Source organism: Mycobacteroides chelonae, from assembly GCF_016767715.1.
In the GTDB taxonomy this organism is placed as follows: domain Bacteria; phylum Actinomycetota; class Actinomycetes; order Mycobacteriales; family Mycobacteriaceae; genus Mycobacterium; species Mycobacterium gwanakae.
Genome location: NZ_CP050145.1, coordinates 3,257,599 through 3,276,241 on the forward strand (window position 1 = coordinate 3,257,599; position 18,643 = coordinate 3,276,241).

Consider the following 18,643-nt stretch of genomic DNA (forward strand, 5'->3'; position numbering starts at 1 on the left):
ATCGCTACTGAAAAAGTCTAATCGGGTTGACGATGTCGGCGGTGATCGTCAGCAGCATGTAGCCGACCACCACCACCAAAACGAGATATGTCGCCGGCATCAACTTCATGTAGTTGACGGGAGCTCCTGCCGCGAGCCCGCGCGCCGACCGGACCATATTGCGGAGCTTCTCGTAGGTGGCCACCGCGATGTGTCCTCCGTCGAACGGCAGCAACGGCAGCAGGTTGATGGCACCGAGCGCAAAGTTGAGCTGCGCCAACAGGATCCAGAACATGATCCACATGTCGTGCTCGACCGTCTCGCCGCCCATGCGGCTCGCACCAACGATGCTCATCGGAGTGTCCATCGCCCGCTCACTACCGGTGATGGAGTCCCAGAGGGCACCGACCTTGGTGGGGATCTTTCCGATGGCCTTTACGGTTTCGACGGCAACGGTCCCGATGAGGTTTCCGGTGGCGGGAACCGCCGTCAATGGGTTGTAGTGCTTCTGCGGCACGTAGGTGCCCAGCGAGGCACCCACGGCACCCACCGAGATGAGCTTGCCTGCCTTCTCATCCCAGCGCTGTGTCTCGGCGACGTTGACGAGGAGCGATTGCTGCTTGCCGTCGCGGATGATCTCGAAGACCTGCGGACCGCGCAGCTCCCGGATCGCGGTGACCATGTCGCTGGATGTGCTGAGCTGCTTGCCTGCGACGGCGAGCACCTGATCACCCTCGCGCAGGCCCCCGAGCGCCGCCGGCCCTTCCCCGGTGCACGTCGCCATGTCCGTGGGGTCGGCACTCTTTTGCGCCGCCACGCAGCTCGTCTGCTTGATCTCCGGGTGTGTGGGGGCATTGTTGTCCGGCAGGCCCCAGAACAGGACCACACCGTAGAAGACCACGATGCCGATGAGGAAGTTCATGGCCGGTCCGGCGAACAGCACCGCCACCCGCTTCCAGACCTTCTGCTTGTACATCGCACGGTCGGCTTCCTCGGGAGTGAGCTGTTCCACCGAGGTCATACCCGCGATATCACAGAAGCCACCGAGCGGGACGGCCTTGAAGCCGTACTCAATGACGTCGTTGGCACCGCGGTTGCTCTTGCGCTTGGTGGACCACAATGTCGGCCCGAACCCGACGAAGTAGCGACGCACCTTCATGCCGGTGGCCTGCGCCACCCACATGTGCCCACACTCGTGCAGCGCCACCGATACCAAGATCGCCAGCGCGAACAACGCAATTCCGATCGCGTACGCAGCCATCAGGTTCGATTTTCCTCCGCCAGGATCAATTGCGCAGCCCGCTGGTCAGCCCAGTGCTGCGCGTCGAGTACATCGTCAACGGTAGCGGGTTCTCCCGAGGTTCCCTCCCATTGGCCTGCGGCATCAAGCACATCGGCAATTGTTCGCACGATCGACCTGAATCCGATACGTCCGGCCAGGAAGGCAGCGGCCGCGGTTTCGTTGGCGGCGTTGTAGACGGCGGTCATGCATCCACCCGCCTCTCCGGCGCTCCGGGCCAGGTCGACGGCGGGAAACACCTTCGCATCCAGTGGCTCGAACTCCCAGGTGGACGCGGTGCTGAAATCGCAGGCCATGGCCGCGGCGGGTACCCGGTCCGGCCACCCCAGCGCCAGGGCGATGGGCAGTTTCATGTCGGGCGGACTGGCCTGCGCCAGGGTCGACCCGTCGGTGAACGTCACCATTGAGTGCACGATCGACTGCGGGTGAACGACGACACCGATCTGCTGGTACGGCACGTCGAACAGTAGATGGGTCTCGATGAGTTCCAGTCCCTTGTTGACCAGCGAGGCCGAGTTGAGGGTGTTCATCGGCCCCATTGACCAGGTGGGGTGCGCTCCGGCCTGCTCCGGCGTGACGTCTTCAAGCTGCTGAGTGCTCCAGCCCCGGAACGGGCCGCCGGATGCGGTCAAGATCAGCTGTGCCACCTCACCACGGCTACCACCGCGCAGGCATTGCGCCAGCGCGGAGTGCTCGGAGTCGACGGGAACGATCTGGCCGGGAGCCGCTGCCTTGGTGACCAGCGGCCCACCGGCCACCAGAGACTCCTTGTTGGCCAGCGCCAGCCGTGCCCCTGTCTTTAGCGCGGCCAGCGTCGGACGTAGACCCAGCGCTCCGACCAGCGCATTGAGCACCACGTCGGCCTCGGTGTTCTCCACCAGCTCGGTGACGGCACCAGGCCCACTCAGCACGGGTAGGTCAAGGCGTTCGGCGGCATGCTTATCGGCTACCGCGACGTTGGTGACGCCGGTGTCGTCGATCTGCTGTCGCAGCAGATCGACGTTGCCGCCGCCCGCAGCCAGGCCGACGACCTCGAAGCGCTCGGGGTTGGCGGCGATGACCTCGAGTGCCTGGGTGCCGATGGATCCGGTGCTGCCGAGCAGCAACACCCGGCAGACCTCTGAACTACGTGTCACCTACATATTGTGCGGCCTGGGCTAGCCCGCGACTCCCACCGGACGGTGCAGTTCGACATCACCGGAGGCCGAACGCACCGTCACGAGGAATTCCTCGTCCCCCGCCAACGGTCCGTCCACCGAGTCCAGCGAATTGGTGACGACGCCGCTGGCGGTGCCGATCTGCAGCCGGGCGGCGGTGCCCATCGCGATACCGATGGAGGTATCGCCGCTGGCGGTGTCGAAGATCAGTCCGCCGACGACCGCCGATCCAATGGTCACCGATCCCGAGGACGAGGCGGCCTTGATATTGCCGCGCAGCTCCTTCACTGCGAGCTCTCCCCGAGCGGTGTTGAAGCCGGCATCGCCGGTGAGCTCTCGGATCGATACCCCGCCCGAGGCGGTGTTCATGCGGGCGTCCCCGGTGATGGTGTCGATCAACAAATCACCACTGGCCGACTGAAATTGCACGTCACCGAACGCGCCGTCGGCGCGCACTTCGGCCGACGCCACCGCGATGTCCAGGATTGACTGGCTGGGCAGCTCAATGATGATGTCGATGGTGCCCGTGCGGAAGGTCAGCCCTTGTGAAGAAAGCACCGAGAGTAATCCCTTGGAGAAGGTGACCTTGGTGCGCTCAGCGGTCTTGACGTCCAGCGCCTTGCCTGCATCACGTGGCCGGACGTCCACCACGGTATTGGTGCGCTGGCTCGCGACGATCTGCAGTGTGCCGCGGGCGAGTTCAACCTTGGCGGCGATGGGGTCAAGCGTTTCAAATTCCGGCAGAGCAGTCATGGTTTTCCCTTTCCTTTGTTAGCGGACCCAGCCGCTGATGGTGCGACCCGTACTGAATACTGTTGAACTGGAGGGCTTTTTGGCCGCAGCGGCTGTGGCGCGGACCAGCCAGCTGTTGAGCGAGATCCCCTCGTTTCCGGCGGCGGCCTCGACGACGGCGCGCAAGCTTTCCGGGAGTCGCAGCGTCACTCGCCAGGTGCCGGCGCTCTCGTCGATCGCGGCGGCGGGTTCAGCCTCCTGTTGATCCACCGGCCGGCTCACTACGAATTCCGGCTCGCGGCCACGCAACCGCAGATCGACGGAAGCAGGTGCGAGCTCTCGGGTGATGTGCTCGGCCGCCGCCGACAGCGCGTCAAGCAGGGCGAGCCGGATCGCCGATTCCAACGGAGCAGTCAATCGATCCGCGAGCTCTTCGGCCTCGGCGCCGCCCGCTTTCGCGGCTATGGCGAGGTCCCGACGCACCGAGTCGACATACGGTTGCAAATCCATGGTGTCATGATGACATCATTTCGGTGTCACCACAAGTGTCACTGTCGCATCAGGTCAAGTTTCCACGCCGTGCGGGGTGTGCGTACCCGGGAGCGGATGGGCGTGGCACACTATGGGCTGTAGTAGACGTCTGAGATTGGAGGGCTGGCGGTGGCCACGACTGAGGTTGTCAAGCACGACGGAGTCGATGTCGAGGACGTGCCGTCCGCAGCGTTCGGGCGTGGGCTCTCGGGCCAGAACCCCCGCATCTTCCACATCCTGGGCCTCGCCATCGCGGCCTTCTTGCTGCTGCTCCTCAAGGGCAATCACGTCGGCAAGGTCGAAGACATCTTCTGTGTCGGTTTCGCCGTCATCGTGCTGGCCTTCACCGCGAACGACTACTTCGGTCGCCGCTCGGGCCGTATCCGCTAGCTAGCGCTCGGACGCGGCCAATTGGCCGCATGCGGCGGCAATCTCGCGACCTCGGGTATCACGCACCGTGCAGGAAACCCCCTGCTCGCGCACGCGTCGCACGAACTCACGCTCGACCGGCTTCGGGCTGGCATCCCATTGACTGCCCGGCGTCGGATTAAGCGGAATCAGATTCACATGAACGAACTGCCCCAAGGCTTTTCGCAGCTTCTTACCGAGCATGTCAGCGCGCCAGGGCTGATCGTTCACATCGCGGATGAGCGCGTACTCAATGGACACCCGACGTCCCGTGACATCGGCGTAGTACCGCGCGGCATCGAGCACCTCGCTGATGGCCCACCGGGTGTTGACCGGCACCAGGGTGTCGCGCAGCTCATCGTCCGGGCAGTGCAACGACACCGCCAGAGTGACCCCTAGTCCCTCATCGGCAAGTTTGCGAATGGCCGGCGCCAGCCCCACTGTCGAGACCGTGACACCGCGCTGCGAGATACCGAATCCGTCGGGGGGCGGCGCCGTGATCTTGCGCAGCACTGTGAGCACCCGGTTGTAGTTGGCCAGGGGCTCACCCATGCCCATGAAGACGATGTTCGACAACCGGCCGGGGCCGCCCGGCAGCTCACCGTCACGCAGTGAGGCCGCGGCATCGCGGACCTGCTCCAGGATCTCCGCGGCCGAGAGGTTGCGCGTCAGTCCACCCTGCCCGGTGGCACAGAACGGGCAGGCCATGCCACACCCCGCCTGCGAAGAGATACACAGCGTGTTGCGGTCGGTGTAGCGCATCAGTACGGACTCGACGGTGCTGCCGTCATGTAAGCGCCACAACGTCTTTCGAGTGTCCCCGGAATCACAGGCCACCTGGCGCAGCGGATGAAGCAGCCGGGGAAACAGTGCTTCGCCCACACCATCGCGCGCCCCCGCTGGAAGGTCTGTCATTGCCGCGGGGTCGCCCACCAGCCGTCCGTAGTACTGGTTGGCGATCTGCTTGGCACGAAACGCCGGAAGCCCCAATGCGGTCACAGCCTCACGCGTCTGCTCGGCCGTCATATCCGCCAGGTGACGCGGCGGCATGGCCCGGCGCGGAGCGTCGAAAACCAGCGGCAGGGACCCTTTATCGGCAGACATAACCCACCTAGTATCCCAGGCTCGCGCTAGTTCCCCGAACCGGAACGTGCCCGCACATGCATCCGCTCCCCCTGCGGGCCGAAAATGTGCAATACCTCGACGGGTTTATCGGTCGGATTGCCGAACCAATGCGGGATATGCGTATCGAACTCGGCGGCTTCACCGGCGGGCAGAATCAGGTCCAGCTCGCCGAGCAGTAGGCGGACCTTTCCGGAGAGCACGTACATCCACTCATAGCCCTCATGGACCTTCAGGTTCGGTTCCCCCTTCGGCGAATGCGGCGGGATGATCTGCTTGTAGCACTGCACCCCACCGGGCCGGCGTGACAGCGGCAGATAGACCGACCCGTGTCGTTTGAACGGTTTGGGGTGGATGCGCGGGTCACCCGTGGCGGGTGCGTTCACCAGCTCGTCGAGCGGCACCTGGTGTGCCTCGGCCAGCAGCAGCAGAAGTTCCAGAGTGGGCCGCCGCTGACCGGATTCCAGGCGCGACAGCGTGCTCTCGGAAATACCCGTCGTGTCGGACAACTGCGCCAGGGTGACCTGACGATGCAGGCGCAGCGCCCGCAGCCGGGGCCCCAACGCATCAAGCACGGCCTCTAACCGCTGATTCTGGTCGTCCATACCAACCATGATGGCGGCCAAATTGCTGCTTTGGCAAGAAAGCTTGCGCATTTCGCAGGTCCGCCCCAATAGTGGTGTCATGAACAAACTCTGGGATGTAGCCATCATCGGTGGCGGTGCCGCGGGCCTGTCGGCCGCCATCACCCTCGCTCGGTCGCGGCGGTCGGTGGTCGTGATCGACGATCACCACCCGCGCAACGCGCCGGCGGATCGGGTTCACAACTACCTCGGACGCGAGTCGACTCCGCCGTCCGAGCTGTTTGATATCGGGCGCGGCGAGGCGGCAGAGTACGGCGCGGCCTTCCGCGACGCGCGCGCCACCTCGGTATCCCACGCGGACAACCATTTCAACGTGACGGTGGATTGGCCAGACGGCACGACCTCAACGGTGCAAGCCCGCCGCGTTCTGGTGGCCACCGGAGTGGTGGATGAACTACCCGATATCGAGGGCCTAGCCGAGCGTTGGGGCCGTGACGTCCTGCACTGCGCCTACTGCCACGGCTGGGAAGTGCGCGATCGCGCCATCGCCGTGCTCGGCACCGGCCCACTAGCGGTTCACCACGCGCTGCTCTTCCGCCAGCTCAGCGATAACGTCAGCCTGGTGCGGCACAACGATTTTCCGCTATCACCCGAGGATGCGGCGCAGCTGGCTCGCCGGGACATCGGCGTGGTGGACGGCCCCGTTGCACGCCTGCGGATCAGCGATGACTCGCTCACCGCGGTAGAGCTGGGAACCGGCGCCGTGCTTCCGTGTGATGCGCTGGTCGTCGCGACCGTGGTGTCGGCGCGCGTCGACATGTTGGCGCCGGTACGCCTGACGGCGCAGGAAATGCGACTCGAAGACCATCTGTTGGGGACATATCTGCCGGTCACCAGAGGAGCCACCGCGGCGCCGGGGATCTACGCCGCCGGAAACGTCACCGATATCAAGGCACAGGTCATCACTTCTGCGGCGGCCGGAACCGAGGTCGCCGCGATCATCAACGCCGACCTCGCGGTCGCCGACGCCCAGGAGCTACAACATGCGTGATCACCAGAACCCGCCGTCCGACGAGAAGTCCTGGGATGAGTTTTACCGGTCGCACGACGCACTATGGAGCGGGAACGCCAATCCACAACTGGTCAATGAGATTTCGTCACTGCCGCCACGAACCGCGCTCGACGCCGGCTGCGGCGAGGGCGGTGACGCGATCTGGCTGGCCCAGAAGGGCTGGCAGGTCACCGGAATGGATTTCGCGGAGACCGCCCTGCTTCGTGCCGCCGATAATGCCACCAGAGCCGACCCCGAGCTCGCCAACAGGATCACCTGGATGCAGGCCGACCTGACAACATGGCAGCCGAATCGGCAATTCGATTTGGTGACCTCGCATTTCATGCACCTGCCGACAAAGCTGCGCGAGCCCGTGTTCGCCGCGCTGGCCGCAGCAGTGGCACCGGGGGGCACCTTGCTGATCGTCGGGCACCATCCGTCGGACATGCACGCGGCGATTGGCCGGCCGGACCTGCCCGACTGGTACTTCACCGCCGAGGACATCGCCGACACGCTCGATCCTGACCTGTGGCGCATCCTCGTCGCCGAGTCACGCAACCGCACATTTACGCGAGACGATGAGGAGTTCGATATCGCCGATACGGTGCTGCGAGCCCACCGCACCGCTGCCGCAGAATTGGTCTAGGCGATCGCCGCGGCGGCGCCCGAAAGCGCCTCGCGTGCAGCCCCTTCCACAGCGGCATACACGTCGGCTTCAAGCCCGCGGCGGCCGACGACCGATAGGGTCGCCAGGTTCGCCGCGGGCATGGCCTCGACCGGGGCGATGCCGTCGGGCAGCCACCCGATGATGGGCAGCAGCGCCATTCCCAACCCGGATCGCAGGCCCGCGTACAACCCCGATAAGTCCGGTGATTCCCCCACAATCTGGTACTGGCGCCCCAGCGTGTGCAGCGCGCTGAACATGGGCGCACGCAGGGTGCACGGTTCGGTGAAGGTCACGACCTGCAGGGGCTCAATGGAACTCGCCTTGTAGCCACGCGCCGCAACCCACCGCAGCCGAACGGTGCCCACCGCGTTGGCCCGATCCAGGCCCGATCCGTCGAGGATGACCGCCAGATCCATGCTCCCCCGGTCCACGGACTCGGCGAGATAAAGGTTGCGATCGAACCGCACCCGCACCGACCAATCCGGGAGATGACTGCGCAGCGCAGTGGTGATGCTGGGCAGTATCAAATCCGCACCGTGCTCGGTGACCCCCAGAATCAGCGTGCGTTCTTGGCCGGCGATCAGATCGTCGACCGCACTGTCATGCGCGGCAAGGATGCGACGAGCGTGCGCCAGCAGCTGCGCACCCTTATCGGTGAACACCACACCGCGCCCCGAACGCCGGACCACCGGCTCTCCGACCGCAGCCTCCAGCTTGCGCACATGCTGACTGACCGCGGATTGGGTCAGATGCAGCACGGCCGCGGCCCGGTGGAATCCCCCGCAATCCGCCACTGCGACCAGCGACCGCAGCGGTGCGATATCGAGTGTCGAACTCGCCATATCGCCACCGTAGTCCGATCACAATTCTTGATCAATGTTTCTCCACGTCGGGTGATCATGAGCTCCACACTGGGTGGGATGTATCAATTGATAACAATTGCTGATTGATTTCGATCAGTAATTATCGTTGGACATCGGTCGTCGAAACCGGCGACCATGGCAGGCATGCAGAAGATGCCGATGTGGTTCGCGTCGATGCTGACATTCCTCTACGCACTGGGCTACCCCGTTGGCGCGCTCGCGGTGTCCGCCATGACACCCATGCTGGTGTTGGTCGCCCGCTTCACCTTCGCCGGTCTGATCGTCGCCGCCTGGGCCCTACTGGCCAAGGCGGCCTGGCCGACGGGTCGCAAGCTCGGGCACGTCGTCATTACCGGCCTGCTGATGCAGGCGGTGCAGTTCTGCGCGTTGTACGAAGCCCTCGAACACGGCGCGCCCGCCGTCCTCGGCGCGGTCGTCATTTCCATGAATCCTGTTGTCACCGCGGTGCTCGCGGCCCTGTTTCTGGGTGAGCGGCTCAACGGGTGGCGAGTCCTTGCCCTGGTGCTCGGCATCGTTGCCGTACTGGCCGCCTGCGCCAGCCGGCTGCTCGCGACGGGCGGCGTCGACACGGTGCTGGTGCTGCTCTTGATCGCGCTGCTCGGCCTGGCCGCGGGGGGCGTGTACCAGCAGCGTTTCTGCGCAGGTGTGGATTTCCGGGTCAACTGCACCATCCAGAACATCGCCGGGCTGGTGCCCGCCGGCATATTGGCCCTGCTGACGCCCACTGCCGTACATGATCCATGGAAGGCCACCTGGGCCGTGTGCGCCATGGTGGTGTTCAGCGCGGTACTCGGCATCTCCACGTACGTCCACGCTGTGAGCCGGTTCGGCGCTTCCGCGGTGGCCATGCTGTTCTGCGTCATCCCTGCCGTCGCAGGACTGTTGTCGTGGGCGATTCTCGGCCAGCGTGTGGATGTCGGCATCGGTATCGGGTTGGTCCTCGGCGCACTGGCCTGCTGGCTGAACGCCCGTGCCAGCAGGCCCGCCGCGGCTGAGAAGAATCCCGGAATCGAGGTGGCGGCCGCCGCGCCTACCCGTCAGTCGGTGGCAGCCAGCTAGCCTGGCTGCATGCGTGCCCTGTTACACGGTGGTCTGATCATGCTGGGAGCGACGCTCCTGGTCGCAGGATGCTCGAAGGGAGCCTCGGTCTCCCCGACCACTCCCTCATCGAGCACATCAGCGTCAAGCAGCACCACAAGCAAGGCCCCCACCACGACCACCACGACGACTCCCATCGAATTGCCGGAACCCGTCGCCGGTACGCCATATGACGCTGTGGCGCAGTGGATTTCCAAGGGAGCGCCGGTAAATGCCACCAACTTTCACTCGGCGACCAGCCAGGATGGCCAGAAGACCGATCTCGGGGAGAATGTCGCGTTCAAGACTCCCTCAGGCAAGACGCGATGCATGACGAGCAACATCGAGCCCGGCACACTGTCCTGCCTGGTCAACCTGACGAATCCGCCAAAGCGGCCCGCCGGTACCGAGGGCAACTGGGTCGGCGGATGGACAGATTTCAATGGCCAGCAGGTCACCGTGGGCGGGCTCCATGGCGACCCAGGCCCCTTCCAAAGCGGCGACGGAAACCCACTCGACTACGGCGGCCGCCTGACGTTCGGGGATTTCGCTTGCCGCAGTGAGACTTCCGGATTGTTCTGTGCGAACACCAAAACCAAGTCCGCGATTCGGGTCAGTGACGCCGGGATCGAGCCCTTCGGTTGCCTGAAGGAGACCACCCCATCCGACGGCAGCGGCCGGGAATTCAGCTGCTAGCTCAGCGCCCGGGCCAGATACACCTCACCGCGCGGTGAGAGCCGATAGCCCACCGGCAGGCTCAGGGTCAGACCAAGGTTCTTGAGCTTGCGCACGTGCACCTTGAACGTCGCCAAATCGGGCCAGCGGGAGCAAGATTCGAGGTCTTTGGCACGTACCTGCGGGCGCTTGGCGATCTCTCGCAGCACCTCGCGAGTCCACGGCCCCGGCGTGGCGCTGCGGTCCATCCGATCCAATCGCGCGTCGATATCGGCGATGTCGGCATCCGTGAGCGCTACCGCAGAGGCCAGCTCCGCGCGCGGATCGACCATCGCTATCTTTCGAAACGCCAAGCGGTACAAAGGATCGTTACCGCTCGCGCCGACATCGCTTCGCGCTGCCGCGGCTGAGGGATAACCGGCTAGTAGCGCGTCGGCATCGCCGATGTCGCGCGCCGTGATCTCATCGACAGCATCGACCTCGATGAAATCGAACTCGGTCATGGAACGGATGCGATCCGAGCCGACGCGGTAACGACCACCGATCTTCACCTGGGGGCGCTTCCAGCGGCGGTAAGCCACCGAGATGGTGCCATCGTGAATTCCGGCCCGCAGCCTGGGCTCGAACAGCATTAAACCCCCAGGTGTGAGCCGTAGAGCTCGGCGAGGGCTTGCCAATGCCGCGCGGCCGTCGCCTCGTCGTAGGTGGCGTTGTCCGTGACCGCGAACCCGTGCCGGGCGGGGTATGTCTCGATGGTGTGTCGCACCCCGGCATCGGTCAGCACCTGCGCCAGGAGCTGCTCCTGCTCGGGCGGAAAGGAGGCGTCTTGCTCTGCGGCGGCAACCAGCACGGCACCGGTGATCCGGTCGGCGAGGTGATGCGGACTATTCGGGTCGTCGGCCTTGGCCAGGTTGCCACCGTGGAATGACGCGGCGGCGCCCACCCGGGGAGCGTGAGTCGCCGCTACCCGCAACGAGATCCGCCCTCCCATGCAGTATCCGGTCAGACCTACCGTGTCGCCCGTGACCTCGACCTGCTGGCCGAGGAAATCCAGAAAGGCCCCCGCGTCGGCGTCGATGCGCTCGGGGGTGAGGGTGGCCATGGTCGCGAAGAGACGACCACGCTCCTGCGGGTCACCGAACGCGGTCGCCAGATCGAAAGGTTCCCAATCGCCTTCGCGGTAGTAGACGTCGGGCACCAATGCGACGTATCCCAGCGTCGCGAGGCGGTCTCCCATCTCGCGCATGACCTCGCGGGCACCGCCGGCGTCGGGGTAGAGGATGACAGCGGGGCCGGGCTGGTCCGGCAGGTGCAGAGTGCCCGGGCATTGCCCGTCGGCTGTCGGGATCTGAACGTCGCGACGAGACATATGTCCATCAAACCAGCCACCCATGCGGGTAGCTACTGCACTGGTATCTTGAGCCTCATTGATCCGTCAATGACCAGGGGGAAATCTGATGGCCGTCACCAGCACGCTGTCGACATCGTGGCAAATCTTCAAGACATCCGCGAAGGTGCTGAGCTCACGTAAGGAGCTCGTCGTCTTCCCGATTTTGTCCGGGCTCACCGCGTTGCTTGTGCTCATCGGAATGGTGACCCTCGGCGTCCTGCTACTGCCCGCGACGACCGGAGATTCGGTGCCGCCGCTCTTTTACCCGGTCTTCGCCGTCGGGTACTTCGTGCTGATGTACGTCGCGACGTTCTGGCAGGCGGCGCTCATCTCACAGGCGAACATCGCACTAGAGGGCGGAGACCCGAGCGTCGCCGGGGGAATCTCGGCAGCAGCCCAGCGCGGCGGACGTCTGCTCCCCTGGGTTCTTATCACCGGTGTCGTCTCCTGGATCATCAGCGCCATCGAGGAGCGGGTGCCGTTCGTCGGACGATTGCTGGACGTCGCCTGGCGCGTGGTGTCCTTCCAGGTGCTGCCCACGATCGTGCTGCAGAATCTCGGCGCGATCGACGCCGTCAAGAAGACCAAGGAAACGCTCAAGAACGCCTGGGGCCAGAACGTCGTCGGCGTCGTGGGCCTGAACTTTTTCACCGCAATGTTGACGCTGCCCGGGGCCGGGTTGATCTATCTGGGAGTCGCCGCGAACGCCACCGCTGTGACGGGCGTGCTCGCGGCACTCGGCGCGCTGTGGATCCTGGCGGGCTCCATCATCGGAGCCGCACTCACCGGGATCTTTCAGACCGCCCTGTACCGGTTCACGGTTGATGGCCATGTGCCGGGACCGTTCGCCGGAGTAGACCTGCGCCAGGCGCTCAAGACCAGGTAGACGCCCTCCACGCCATCCTGGATTCAGGTGGTACCTGTCACTCTTCCTCACACCTCAGTTGTCACACTGGTAACTTGTGTAACAAGAGTTGTTACACATCAGGGGACTCGGTGGCTTCTTCCAACGCACTGCCGACATCGTGGGACATTTTCAAGACATCGATACGCCTCCTGCGCCGTCACAGGACGCTCGCGCTCTTCCCCGTCGCTGCCGGCATCTCTGCGGCGCTGTTCATCGTGATCTTGATAACCCTGGGACTTCTCTTGCCGCCGGGCATCGACAAGACTGCGCCACAGTTCATCCGTGCCGCGCTGACCGTCGACTACCTCATCCTGTGGTACCTCGTGATGTTCTGGCTCACGGCCCTCATAACACAGGCGGACGCCGCACTGGAGGGTCGAAAGCCGATCTTCGCCAACGGTTTCCGGACAGCAGCCCGCTACCGCTGGCGGCTAGTCCCCTGGGTTCTCATCGATGCGGCCGTCACCTGGGGCATTGGTGTCATCGACGAGAATCTCCTGTATGTCGGGAGCCTCGTGCACGTTCTCTTCATCGGACGTTTTCTCGACCTCGTCTGGCGCGCAGTCTCATTCCAGGTGCTTCCGGCAATCGTCCTGCACGACGCACGCACCACGGATGCCATCAAGGCCTCCAAGAGCGTCCTCCGGCGCGTGCTGACCAAAAATGTCCTTGCCCAGGTGGGTCTTCGCATCTTCACCCTGGTGCTGGTACTGCCAGGTGCGGCTTTGCTTTTCGCCGCCGCCACGGTGGGCCAAGGAGTGCTCGCGGGCCTGCTCGGACTGTGCGGTGGTCTCTGGATCGCGGCCGCAGTCTTGACCGCCGTGACCGTCAGCGGGATTTATCAAACGGTGCTGTACCGAAGCGCAGCCGCGTCAAACACAACCTAGATAAAGAGCGTCAACACGATCCAGGTGGCCACCGCGGAAGGCAGCAACGAGTCCAGACGGTCCATGATGCCGCCGTGTCCGGGCAGCAGCGTGCCCATGTCCTTGATGCCCAAGTCGCGCTTGACCTGCGACTCGACCAAGTCGCCGAGGGTTCCCGTGATGACGAGCATGATGCCCAGTGCCACACCGACAAAGGGATGGTGACCCAGCAGGAAGGTCACCGCCAGGGTCGATGCGGTCGTGCCCACCAGGAGCGAGCCGGCCAAGCCCTCCCAGGATTTCTTGGGACTGATTGCGGGTGCCATCGGATGCTTACCGAACAGCACACCGGCCGCATACCCTCCGATGTCGGAGAAGGTGACCCCGAGCATGAGGCAGAAGACCTGCTCAGCGCCATTTTCCGGATAGACCAGAAGCGCGCCGAAGGATGCGAACAGCGGGATCCACGCGGCGACGAACACCGTGATGGCGACATCGCGCAGATAGTTCACCGGCTGCTGGTTCAACCCGTGCCCGACCAGGCGCCAGATCATGCAGACCACGACGGTAGCGCCAAACGCACCCAACGCTCCGGCGGTCCCCCACGGCCAGGTCAGCCAGATCATGGCCTGCCCACCAACGAAGAGCGGGATGAATGGCACCGAGATGTCGGCCTGGCGCAGCCGCTTGGTCACCTCCCACATCGCGATGCCGAGGAAGACCGAGATGATGCCGACCCAGATCTCCTTCTGGTACAGCAGCGAGAAAATGATCATGGCGGCGAGAACAGCGCCGACGCCGATGGCCGCCGGCAAATTGCGTCCGGCCCGGGACTTCGTCCCCGAAGGGGGCGCAGGGCTGTTGCCGGGGGCCGGAGCCGCGTCGGTATCTCCCATGGTCGTCATTACCGGGGGCCCTAGACCTCCAGTAACTCGCCTTCTTTGTGCTTCACCAACTCATCGATCTGAGTCACGTACTGGGAGGTGGTCTTGTCCAGATCCTTTTCCGCGCGGCCCACTTCGTCCTCGCCGGCCTCGCCGTCCTTCTTGATCCGGTTCAGTTCGTCATTGGCCTTACGCCGGATGTTGCGCAGGGTCACCTTGGCGTCCTCGCCCTTGCCCTTGGCCTGCTTGACGAGCTCGCGACGACGTTCCTCGGTGAGCTGCGGAATGGCAACGCGAATGATGCTGCCGTCGTTGCTCGGGTTCAGGCCCAGGTCCGAGTTGCGGATCGCCTCCTCGATGGCCTTGAGCTGATTGGCCTCGTACGGCTTGATGACCACCAGGCGGGCCTCGGGCACGTTGATGCCGGCGATCTGCGTGATGGGGGTGATGGTGCCGTAGTAGTCGATGACAACCCGCTGAAACATTCCAGGGTTGGCACGGCCCGTGCGAATCGTCGCGAAGTCATCGCGGGCGACCGACACGGCCTTTTCCATCTTCTCCTCGGCGTCGAGAAGAACCTCGTCAATCACGATTGATCTCCCATCGGGTCTGATGATCTTCGCGCAAGCGGCTCATCATGGTGTTACCAGCGTTCCGATCTTCTCACCTGCGACCGCCCTGGCGATATTGCCTTCGGTAAGCAGGTTGAACACCAGGATTGGCATCCGGTTGTCCATACACAGGCTGAACGCGGTGGCATCGGCGACCTGCAATCCGCGATCAATGACCTCGCGGTGCGTGATCTCCGGCAGGAACTCGGCGTCAGGATTGGCGCGCGGGTCATCGGTGAAGATGCCGTCGACCGCCTTGGCCATCAGCACCACCTCGGCGCCGATCTCCAGCGCGCGCTGTGCCGCAGTGGTGTCGGTGGAGAAGTACGGCAATCCCATGCCGGCACCGAAGATGACAACGCGGCCCTTCTCGAGATGCCTCCTGGCCCGCAGCGGGATGTACGGTTCGGCAACCTGGCCCATGGTGATAGCCGTCTGCACGCGCGTGACAATGCCTTCTTTTTCCAGAAAGTCTTGCAGTGCAAGGCTATTCATGACGGTGCCGAGCATGCCCATGTAGTCCGAGCGCGTCCGTTCCATCCCGCGCTGCTGCAGCTGCGCGCCACGGAAGAAGTTGCCACCGCCGATGACGACCGCCACCTCGGCACCGCTGCGAACCACCTCGGCAATTTGGCTGGCCACCCTATGGACCACATCCGGGTCAAGACCGACAGCTCCCCCGCCGAACATCTCGCCGCCGAGCTTGAGCAGCACCCGCTTATATCCGGTGCGGCTCACATCGCGAGTCATCACGCCTCCTCGGTACGGGTTCAACAACGCCGGTGCACAAAACTCAGCCATCGGGCCCGCTGCTTCTGCTCATCGCGCAAGCGGCTCATCGGAAGGCCGCGACGGCGGTGTCTATCCTGCCTTATTGGGCGACGCTCGTTGGCACGACCCGGCGAACCGAGCCGGGGCCGACTGTGGTTTCGGTGAGGCCGACGAGAGCTTGCGGCAACGGCGCCACGTGCAGCACGCCCAGACGCTGTGTGGCGCGGGTGAGCGCCACATAGAGCTCGGCCGCACCGCGCGGCCCATCCGCCAGGATCCGTTCCGGCTCCACGACCAGCACCGCGTCGAACTCCAGGCCCTTGGTCTCGGAGGCGGGCACCGTGCCGGGTACACCCGGTGGCCCGATCACCACACTCGTGCCCTCCCGAGCGTCTTCATCGCTCGTGAATTCCTCGATGGCTTTTGATAATTCGCCCTCGGTGAGATGTCTCGACCAGGGGCGCACGCCACAGGAACGGACGGATTCGGGTGGCTGGACGCCCGGTGCGAACTCGGCAAGCAGCGCCGCGGCGACGGCCATGATCTCTGCTGGGGTGCGGTAGTTCACCGACAACGACCGGTACAGCCAGCGTCCCGGCACATACGGGGCCAGAATCGCGTCCCAGGAGGTGGCACCGGCCACCGATCGGCGCTGAGCCAGGTCCCCGACCACCGTGAACGAGCGGCTTGGACACCGGCGCATCAAAACTCGCCAGTCCATTTCGGACAGCTCCTGCGCCTCGTCGATCACGATGTGCCCGTACGTCCAGTCCCGGTCGGCCGAGGCGCGTTCGACCAGGTCGCGGGTGTCACGTTCGGTGAATCGTTCCGCGAGGTCCTCGGCGCCGAGCAGATCGGTGGCGAAGAGGTGGTCTTCGTCGTCCATCATGTCTTCACGGCCGGTCATCAGGTCCAACACCCCGGCCGCGTACTCGGCCTCGGCCCTGCGCTCCTGTTCAGCCGCCTCCTCTGCGGCCTTATCGCGGCCCACCAGGTCGACAAGCTCATCGAGCAGGGGTATGTCTGAGACCGTCCATGCGTCACCGACAGGGCGTGCCAGTGCCGGATCCGCACCGGCAGCGCGCAGCCGCTCCGGTGAGGTGTACAGCTCCGACAAGAGCATCTCCGGCGTCAGCATCGGCCATAGCTCGTCGAGTGCGGCGGCGAATCCCTCGTGATCCCCGAGTTCATCCAGCAGCTCCGCGCGCAGGTGCTCCCATGCCTTGCGGTCCTCGCGTGTGAGCCACCCCTTGCCGATACGTGGGATCGCCCGCTCCGTGATCGCCCACGTCAGTACGTCGGTGAAGACCGTTCGCGCCTCGTTGTGCGGGAGCCTGCTCGCACGCGCCTCCTCGATGGCCCACTGCGCTATATCGGCATCGATGCGCACCGAAACGTCGGTGAGCTGGATGCGCAGTGGTTCCACGGGGGTCCGCTGCCGATCCGCGACCGCAGCCGCGAGCACGTCAAGAATCTGCAGCGAGCCCTTGAGACGCGCGGCCTCCGCTCCATCCTCCGCCGTCACCTTCAGACCGGGCAGCAGATCTCCCGCCGTCGTGAACACCACGTTCGTCTCGCCCAACGACGGCAGGACCCGCGAAATATGGCTGAGGAAGGCCGCATTCGGGCCCACAACCAGCACACCGTGGCGTTCCATCCGCTTGCGCTGGGTGTACAGCAGGTAGGCGACGCGGTGCAGCGCCACGACGGTTTTGCCTGTGCCGGGACCGCCCTCGATGACCAGCACGCCAGGATGATCGAGCCGGATGATCCTGTCCTGCTCGGCCTGGATGGTCGCCACGATGTCGCGCATGCCGTTGCCGCGCGGTGCGTTCACGGCCGCGAGCAGCGCCGCATCACTCATGCTTCCGCGTTCGCCGTCGCGATCTTCACTGTCGGGACGGCCCAGGATTTCGTCGGAGAACGCATCTACGTGACGTCCCCGAGTCCGAAATTGGCGCCGGCGCCGAGTGTTTTCCGGGTTGGCCCCGGTGGCGATGTAGAAGGCCTGCGCTGCCGGAGCCCGCCAATCGATCAGCAGTGGTTCGTAGTCATTCGTCTCGTCCAGAAGACCGATGCGTCCGACGTAGGACCGCTCTCCCGAGACGGCATCCAGCCGGCCGAAGCACAGTCCGTCGTCGGCGACATCCAAGCGTTGCGCCTGACTGGCCAGTGCGCGCACCTCGTCGTCGCGCTCGACCATGGCCGCACCGTTCTGCTGATCGACAGGCGCACGCAGGGTGCTGCGGTATCGCCCCTTAACGCGCGCACGCTCGGCGTCGAGCCGCACATAGAGCCCAGCGATGTACTCCCGCTCGGATTCCAGTTCTTCCTCGTATGTCGTCAACTGGACTTCCCCGTTTCCGTTCTCATTCATGGCATCTGACGTTCGGCCAGCGATTGTGCGGTATGACCGGGGCCTTGCCGCAAGGCCCCCTGTCCGATATATGTTGGAAGGGGCAGGTTGTTCATACCGAGTCGACGGTCGTCTCCGTCCGCAATTCTTTGCGCCAGCTCCATAGCCCGACGGCGGCCATCACGGTGAGAAACGCGTATAGACCTGCCGTCAGGTTCAACCCCTTGAACAGATAAACACCTACGGAGAACGTGTCGGTGATGATCCAGAGTGCCCAATTCTCGATCCATTTTCGGTTCATCATGAATTGGGAGACGATACTGAGCCCGGTGATCACCGAATCAAGCTGAGGGGCATTGGAATCGGTGAACGTGATCAGGAACGCATACAGTGCCGCCACCAGGACCGCCAGGGACAACGCCAACGGCAGCCACGCCCGCCGTGGCGTCCGCCGCACCACGACACCATGCCGATCCGGGCTTCCCCGCCGCCACAGGTACCAGCCCTGAGCGGCCAGCGCGATAAACATGACCTGCAGGGCAGCGTCGGCGTACAGGGTCTGCCGGCTAAAGACCACGATGTAGAACAGCGAGCTGACGATCGCGACCGGGAAGGTCCAAATATTCTGGCGGACAGCGAGGATCACGAACAGCACACCGGCCAGGCTGCCGATTAGCTCTGTCCAGTCCAC

General features: G+C 64.5%; 21 protein-coding genes. 7 read left to right on the forward strand and 14 right to left on the reverse strand.

Annotation, left to right across the window (positions count from 1 at the left end; translation table 11 throughout):
* Positions 1-4: 4 nt before the first annotated feature.
* Genes HBA99_RS16015 through HBA99_RS16030 form a run of 4 tightly spaced genes read right to left on the reverse strand, consistent with a single transcriptional unit; the run spans position 5 to position 3,678 of the window.
* Complete coding sequence (locus HBA99_RS16015) at positions 5-1,240, reverse strand: M50 family metallopeptidase (protein WP_070923652.1); 1,236 nt, start codon at positions 1,238-1,240, stop codon at positions 5-7.
* Positions 1,240-2,415 carry a 1-deoxy-D-xylulose-5-phosphate reductoisomerase gene (dxr, locus tag HBA99_RS16020; RefSeq protein WP_057966791.1) on the reverse strand — a complete coding sequence of 392 codons (1,176 nt, stop codon included), beginning with the start codon at positions 2,413-2,415 and terminating at the stop codon, positions 1,240-1,242. The genes HBA99_RS16015 and dxr overlap by 1 nt, the downstream gene beginning before the upstream one ends.
* Positions 2,416-2,436: 21 nt before the next feature.
* Complete coding sequence (locus tag HBA99_RS16025; RefSeq protein WP_057969605.1) at positions 2,437-3,189, reverse strand: DUF4097 family beta strand repeat-containing protein; 753 nt, start codon at positions 3,187-3,189, stop codon at positions 2,437-2,439.
* A gap of 18 nt (positions 3,190-3,207) precedes the next feature.
* Entirely contained in the window at positions 3,208-3,678 is a 471-nt protein-coding gene (locus HBA99_RS16030) for a toxin-antitoxin system HicB family antitoxin (protein WP_057969604.1), read from the reverse strand.
* A gap of 150 nt (positions 3,679-3,828) precedes the next feature.
* Here HBA99_RS16030 and HBA99_RS16035 point away from each other — a divergent pair, with 150 nt between their 5' ends.
* Positions 3,829-4,089 carry a DUF2631 domain-containing protein gene (locus HBA99_RS16035; RefSeq protein ID WP_030093989.1) on the forward strand — a complete coding sequence of 87 codons (261 nt, stop codon included), beginning with the start codon at positions 3,829-3,831 and terminating at the stop codon, positions 4,087-4,089.
* On the opposite strand, the gene rlmN is transcribed toward HBA99_RS16035, so the two are convergent.
* Positions 4,090-5,211 carry a dual-specificity RNA methyltransferase RlmN gene (rlmN, locus tag HBA99_RS16040; RefSeq protein ID WP_057969304.1) on the reverse strand — a complete coding sequence of 374 codons (1,122 nt, stop codon included), beginning with the start codon at positions 5,209-5,211 and terminating at the stop codon, positions 4,090-4,092.
* Positions 5,212-5,237: 26 nt separating this feature from the next.
* Positions 5,238-5,843 (reverse strand): helix-turn-helix domain-containing protein, encoded by a 606-nt coding sequence (locus HBA99_RS16045; protein WP_030093991.1) that lies wholly within the window; start codon positions 5,841-5,843, stop codon positions 5,238-5,240.
* Positions 5,844-5,913: 70 nt separating this feature from the next.
* Between HBA99_RS16045 and HBA99_RS16050 the strand changes: the two genes are divergently transcribed.
* Both HBA99_RS16050 and HBA99_RS16055 read left to right on the forward strand, forming a co-directional pair.
* Positions 5,914-6,864: an NAD(P)/FAD-dependent oxidoreductase gene (locus tag HBA99_RS16050; protein ID WP_070952729.1), complete on the forward strand. Its 951-nt coding sequence runs from the start codon at positions 5,914-5,916 to the stop codon at positions 6,862-6,864.
* Complete coding sequence (locus HBA99_RS16055) at positions 6,857-7,510, forward strand: class I SAM-dependent methyltransferase (RefSeq protein WP_030093993.1); 654 nt, start codon at positions 6,857-6,859, stop codon at positions 7,508-7,510. Before HBA99_RS16050 ends, HBA99_RS16055 begins: the two co-directional genes overlap by 8 nt.
* Here the strand turns inward: HBA99_RS16055 and HBA99_RS16060 are convergent.
* Positions 7,507-8,373 carry a LysR family transcriptional regulator gene (locus tag HBA99_RS16060; protein WP_070949501.1) on the reverse strand — a complete coding sequence of 289 codons (867 nt, stop codon included), beginning with the start codon at positions 8,371-8,373 and terminating at the stop codon, positions 7,507-7,509. The genes HBA99_RS16055 and HBA99_RS16060 overlap by 4 nt on opposite strands.
* Positions 8,374-8,538: 165 nt before the next feature.
* On the opposite strand from HBA99_RS16060, the gene HBA99_RS16065 reads away from it, so the two are divergent.
* Together HBA99_RS16065 and HBA99_RS16070 are read left to right on the forward strand one after the other, a co-directional pair.
* On the forward strand, positions 8,539-9,474 hold the full coding sequence (locus HBA99_RS16065; RefSeq protein WP_070923730.1) for a DMT family transporter: 936 nt from the start codon (positions 8,539-8,541) through the stop codon (positions 9,472-9,474).
* A gap of 9 nt (positions 9,475-9,483) precedes the next feature.
* Positions 9,484-10,188 carry a hypothetical protein gene (locus tag HBA99_RS16070; protein WP_070923648.1) on the forward strand — a complete coding sequence of 235 codons (705 nt, stop codon included), beginning with the start codon at positions 9,484-9,486 and terminating at the stop codon, positions 10,186-10,188.
* Here the strand turns inward: HBA99_RS16070 and HBA99_RS16075 are convergent.
* Positions 10,185-10,799: an ASCH domain-containing protein gene (locus tag HBA99_RS16075; protein WP_070923647.1), complete on the reverse strand. Its 615-nt coding sequence runs from the start codon at positions 10,797-10,799 to the stop codon at positions 10,185-10,187. The genes HBA99_RS16070 and HBA99_RS16075 overlap by 4 nt on opposite strands.
* Entirely contained in the window at positions 10,799-11,536 is a 738-nt protein-coding gene (locus HBA99_RS16080; protein WP_070923729.1) for a dienelactone hydrolase family protein, read from the reverse strand. Before HBA99_RS16080 ends, HBA99_RS16075 begins: the two co-directional genes overlap by 1 nt.
* An 88-nt stretch (positions 11,537-11,624) precedes the next feature.
* Between HBA99_RS16080 and HBA99_RS16085 the strand changes: the two genes are divergently transcribed.
* Both HBA99_RS16085 and HBA99_RS16090 read left to right on the forward strand, forming a co-directional pair.
* Positions 11,625-12,443: a DUF6159 family protein gene (locus tag HBA99_RS16085; RefSeq protein WP_070923646.1), complete on the forward strand. Its 819-nt coding sequence runs from the start codon at positions 11,625-11,627 to the stop codon at positions 12,441-12,443.
* A 110-nt stretch (positions 12,444-12,553) separates the two neighbouring features.
* Positions 12,554-13,351: a DUF6159 family protein gene (locus tag HBA99_RS16090; protein ID WP_070923645.1), complete on the forward strand. Its 798-nt coding sequence runs from the start codon at positions 12,554-12,556 to the stop codon at positions 13,349-13,351.
* Here the strand turns inward: HBA99_RS16090 and HBA99_RS16095 are convergent.
* The 5 genes from HBA99_RS16095 to pnuC form a co-directional block, all read right to left on the reverse strand.
* Positions 13,348-14,226 (reverse strand): phosphatidate cytidylyltransferase, encoded by an 879-nt coding sequence (locus HBA99_RS16095; RefSeq protein ID WP_078322223.1) that lies wholly within the window; start codon positions 14,224-14,226, stop codon positions 13,348-13,350. The two genes, HBA99_RS16090 and HBA99_RS16095, sit on opposite strands and share 4 nt — an antisense overlap.
* Before the next feature lie 20 nt (positions 14,227-14,246).
* Positions 14,247-14,804: a ribosome recycling factor gene (gene frr / locus HBA99_RS16100; protein ID WP_030094002.1), complete on the reverse strand. Its 558-nt coding sequence runs from the start codon at positions 14,802-14,804 to the stop codon at positions 14,247-14,249.
* A 45-nt stretch (positions 14,805-14,849) separates the two neighbouring features.
* Positions 14,850-15,575 (reverse strand): UMP kinase, encoded by a 726-nt coding sequence (gene pyrH, locus HBA99_RS16105; protein ID WP_030094003.1) that lies wholly within the window; start codon positions 15,573-15,575, stop codon positions 14,850-14,852.
* Positions 15,576-15,696: 121 nt separating this feature from the next.
* The gene (gene helR, locus HBA99_RS16110) at positions 15,697-17,973 is read right to left on the reverse strand and encodes an RNA polymerase recycling motor ATPase HelR (RefSeq protein WP_070931281.1); all 2,277 of its coding nucleotides are present in this window, start codon (positions 17,971-17,973) and stop codon (positions 15,697-15,699) included.
* A gap of 91 nt (positions 17,974-18,064) precedes the next feature.
* Entirely contained in the window at positions 18,065-18,643 is a 579-nt protein-coding gene (pnuC, locus tag HBA99_RS16115) for a nicotinamide riboside transporter PnuC (protein WP_070923643.1), read from the reverse strand.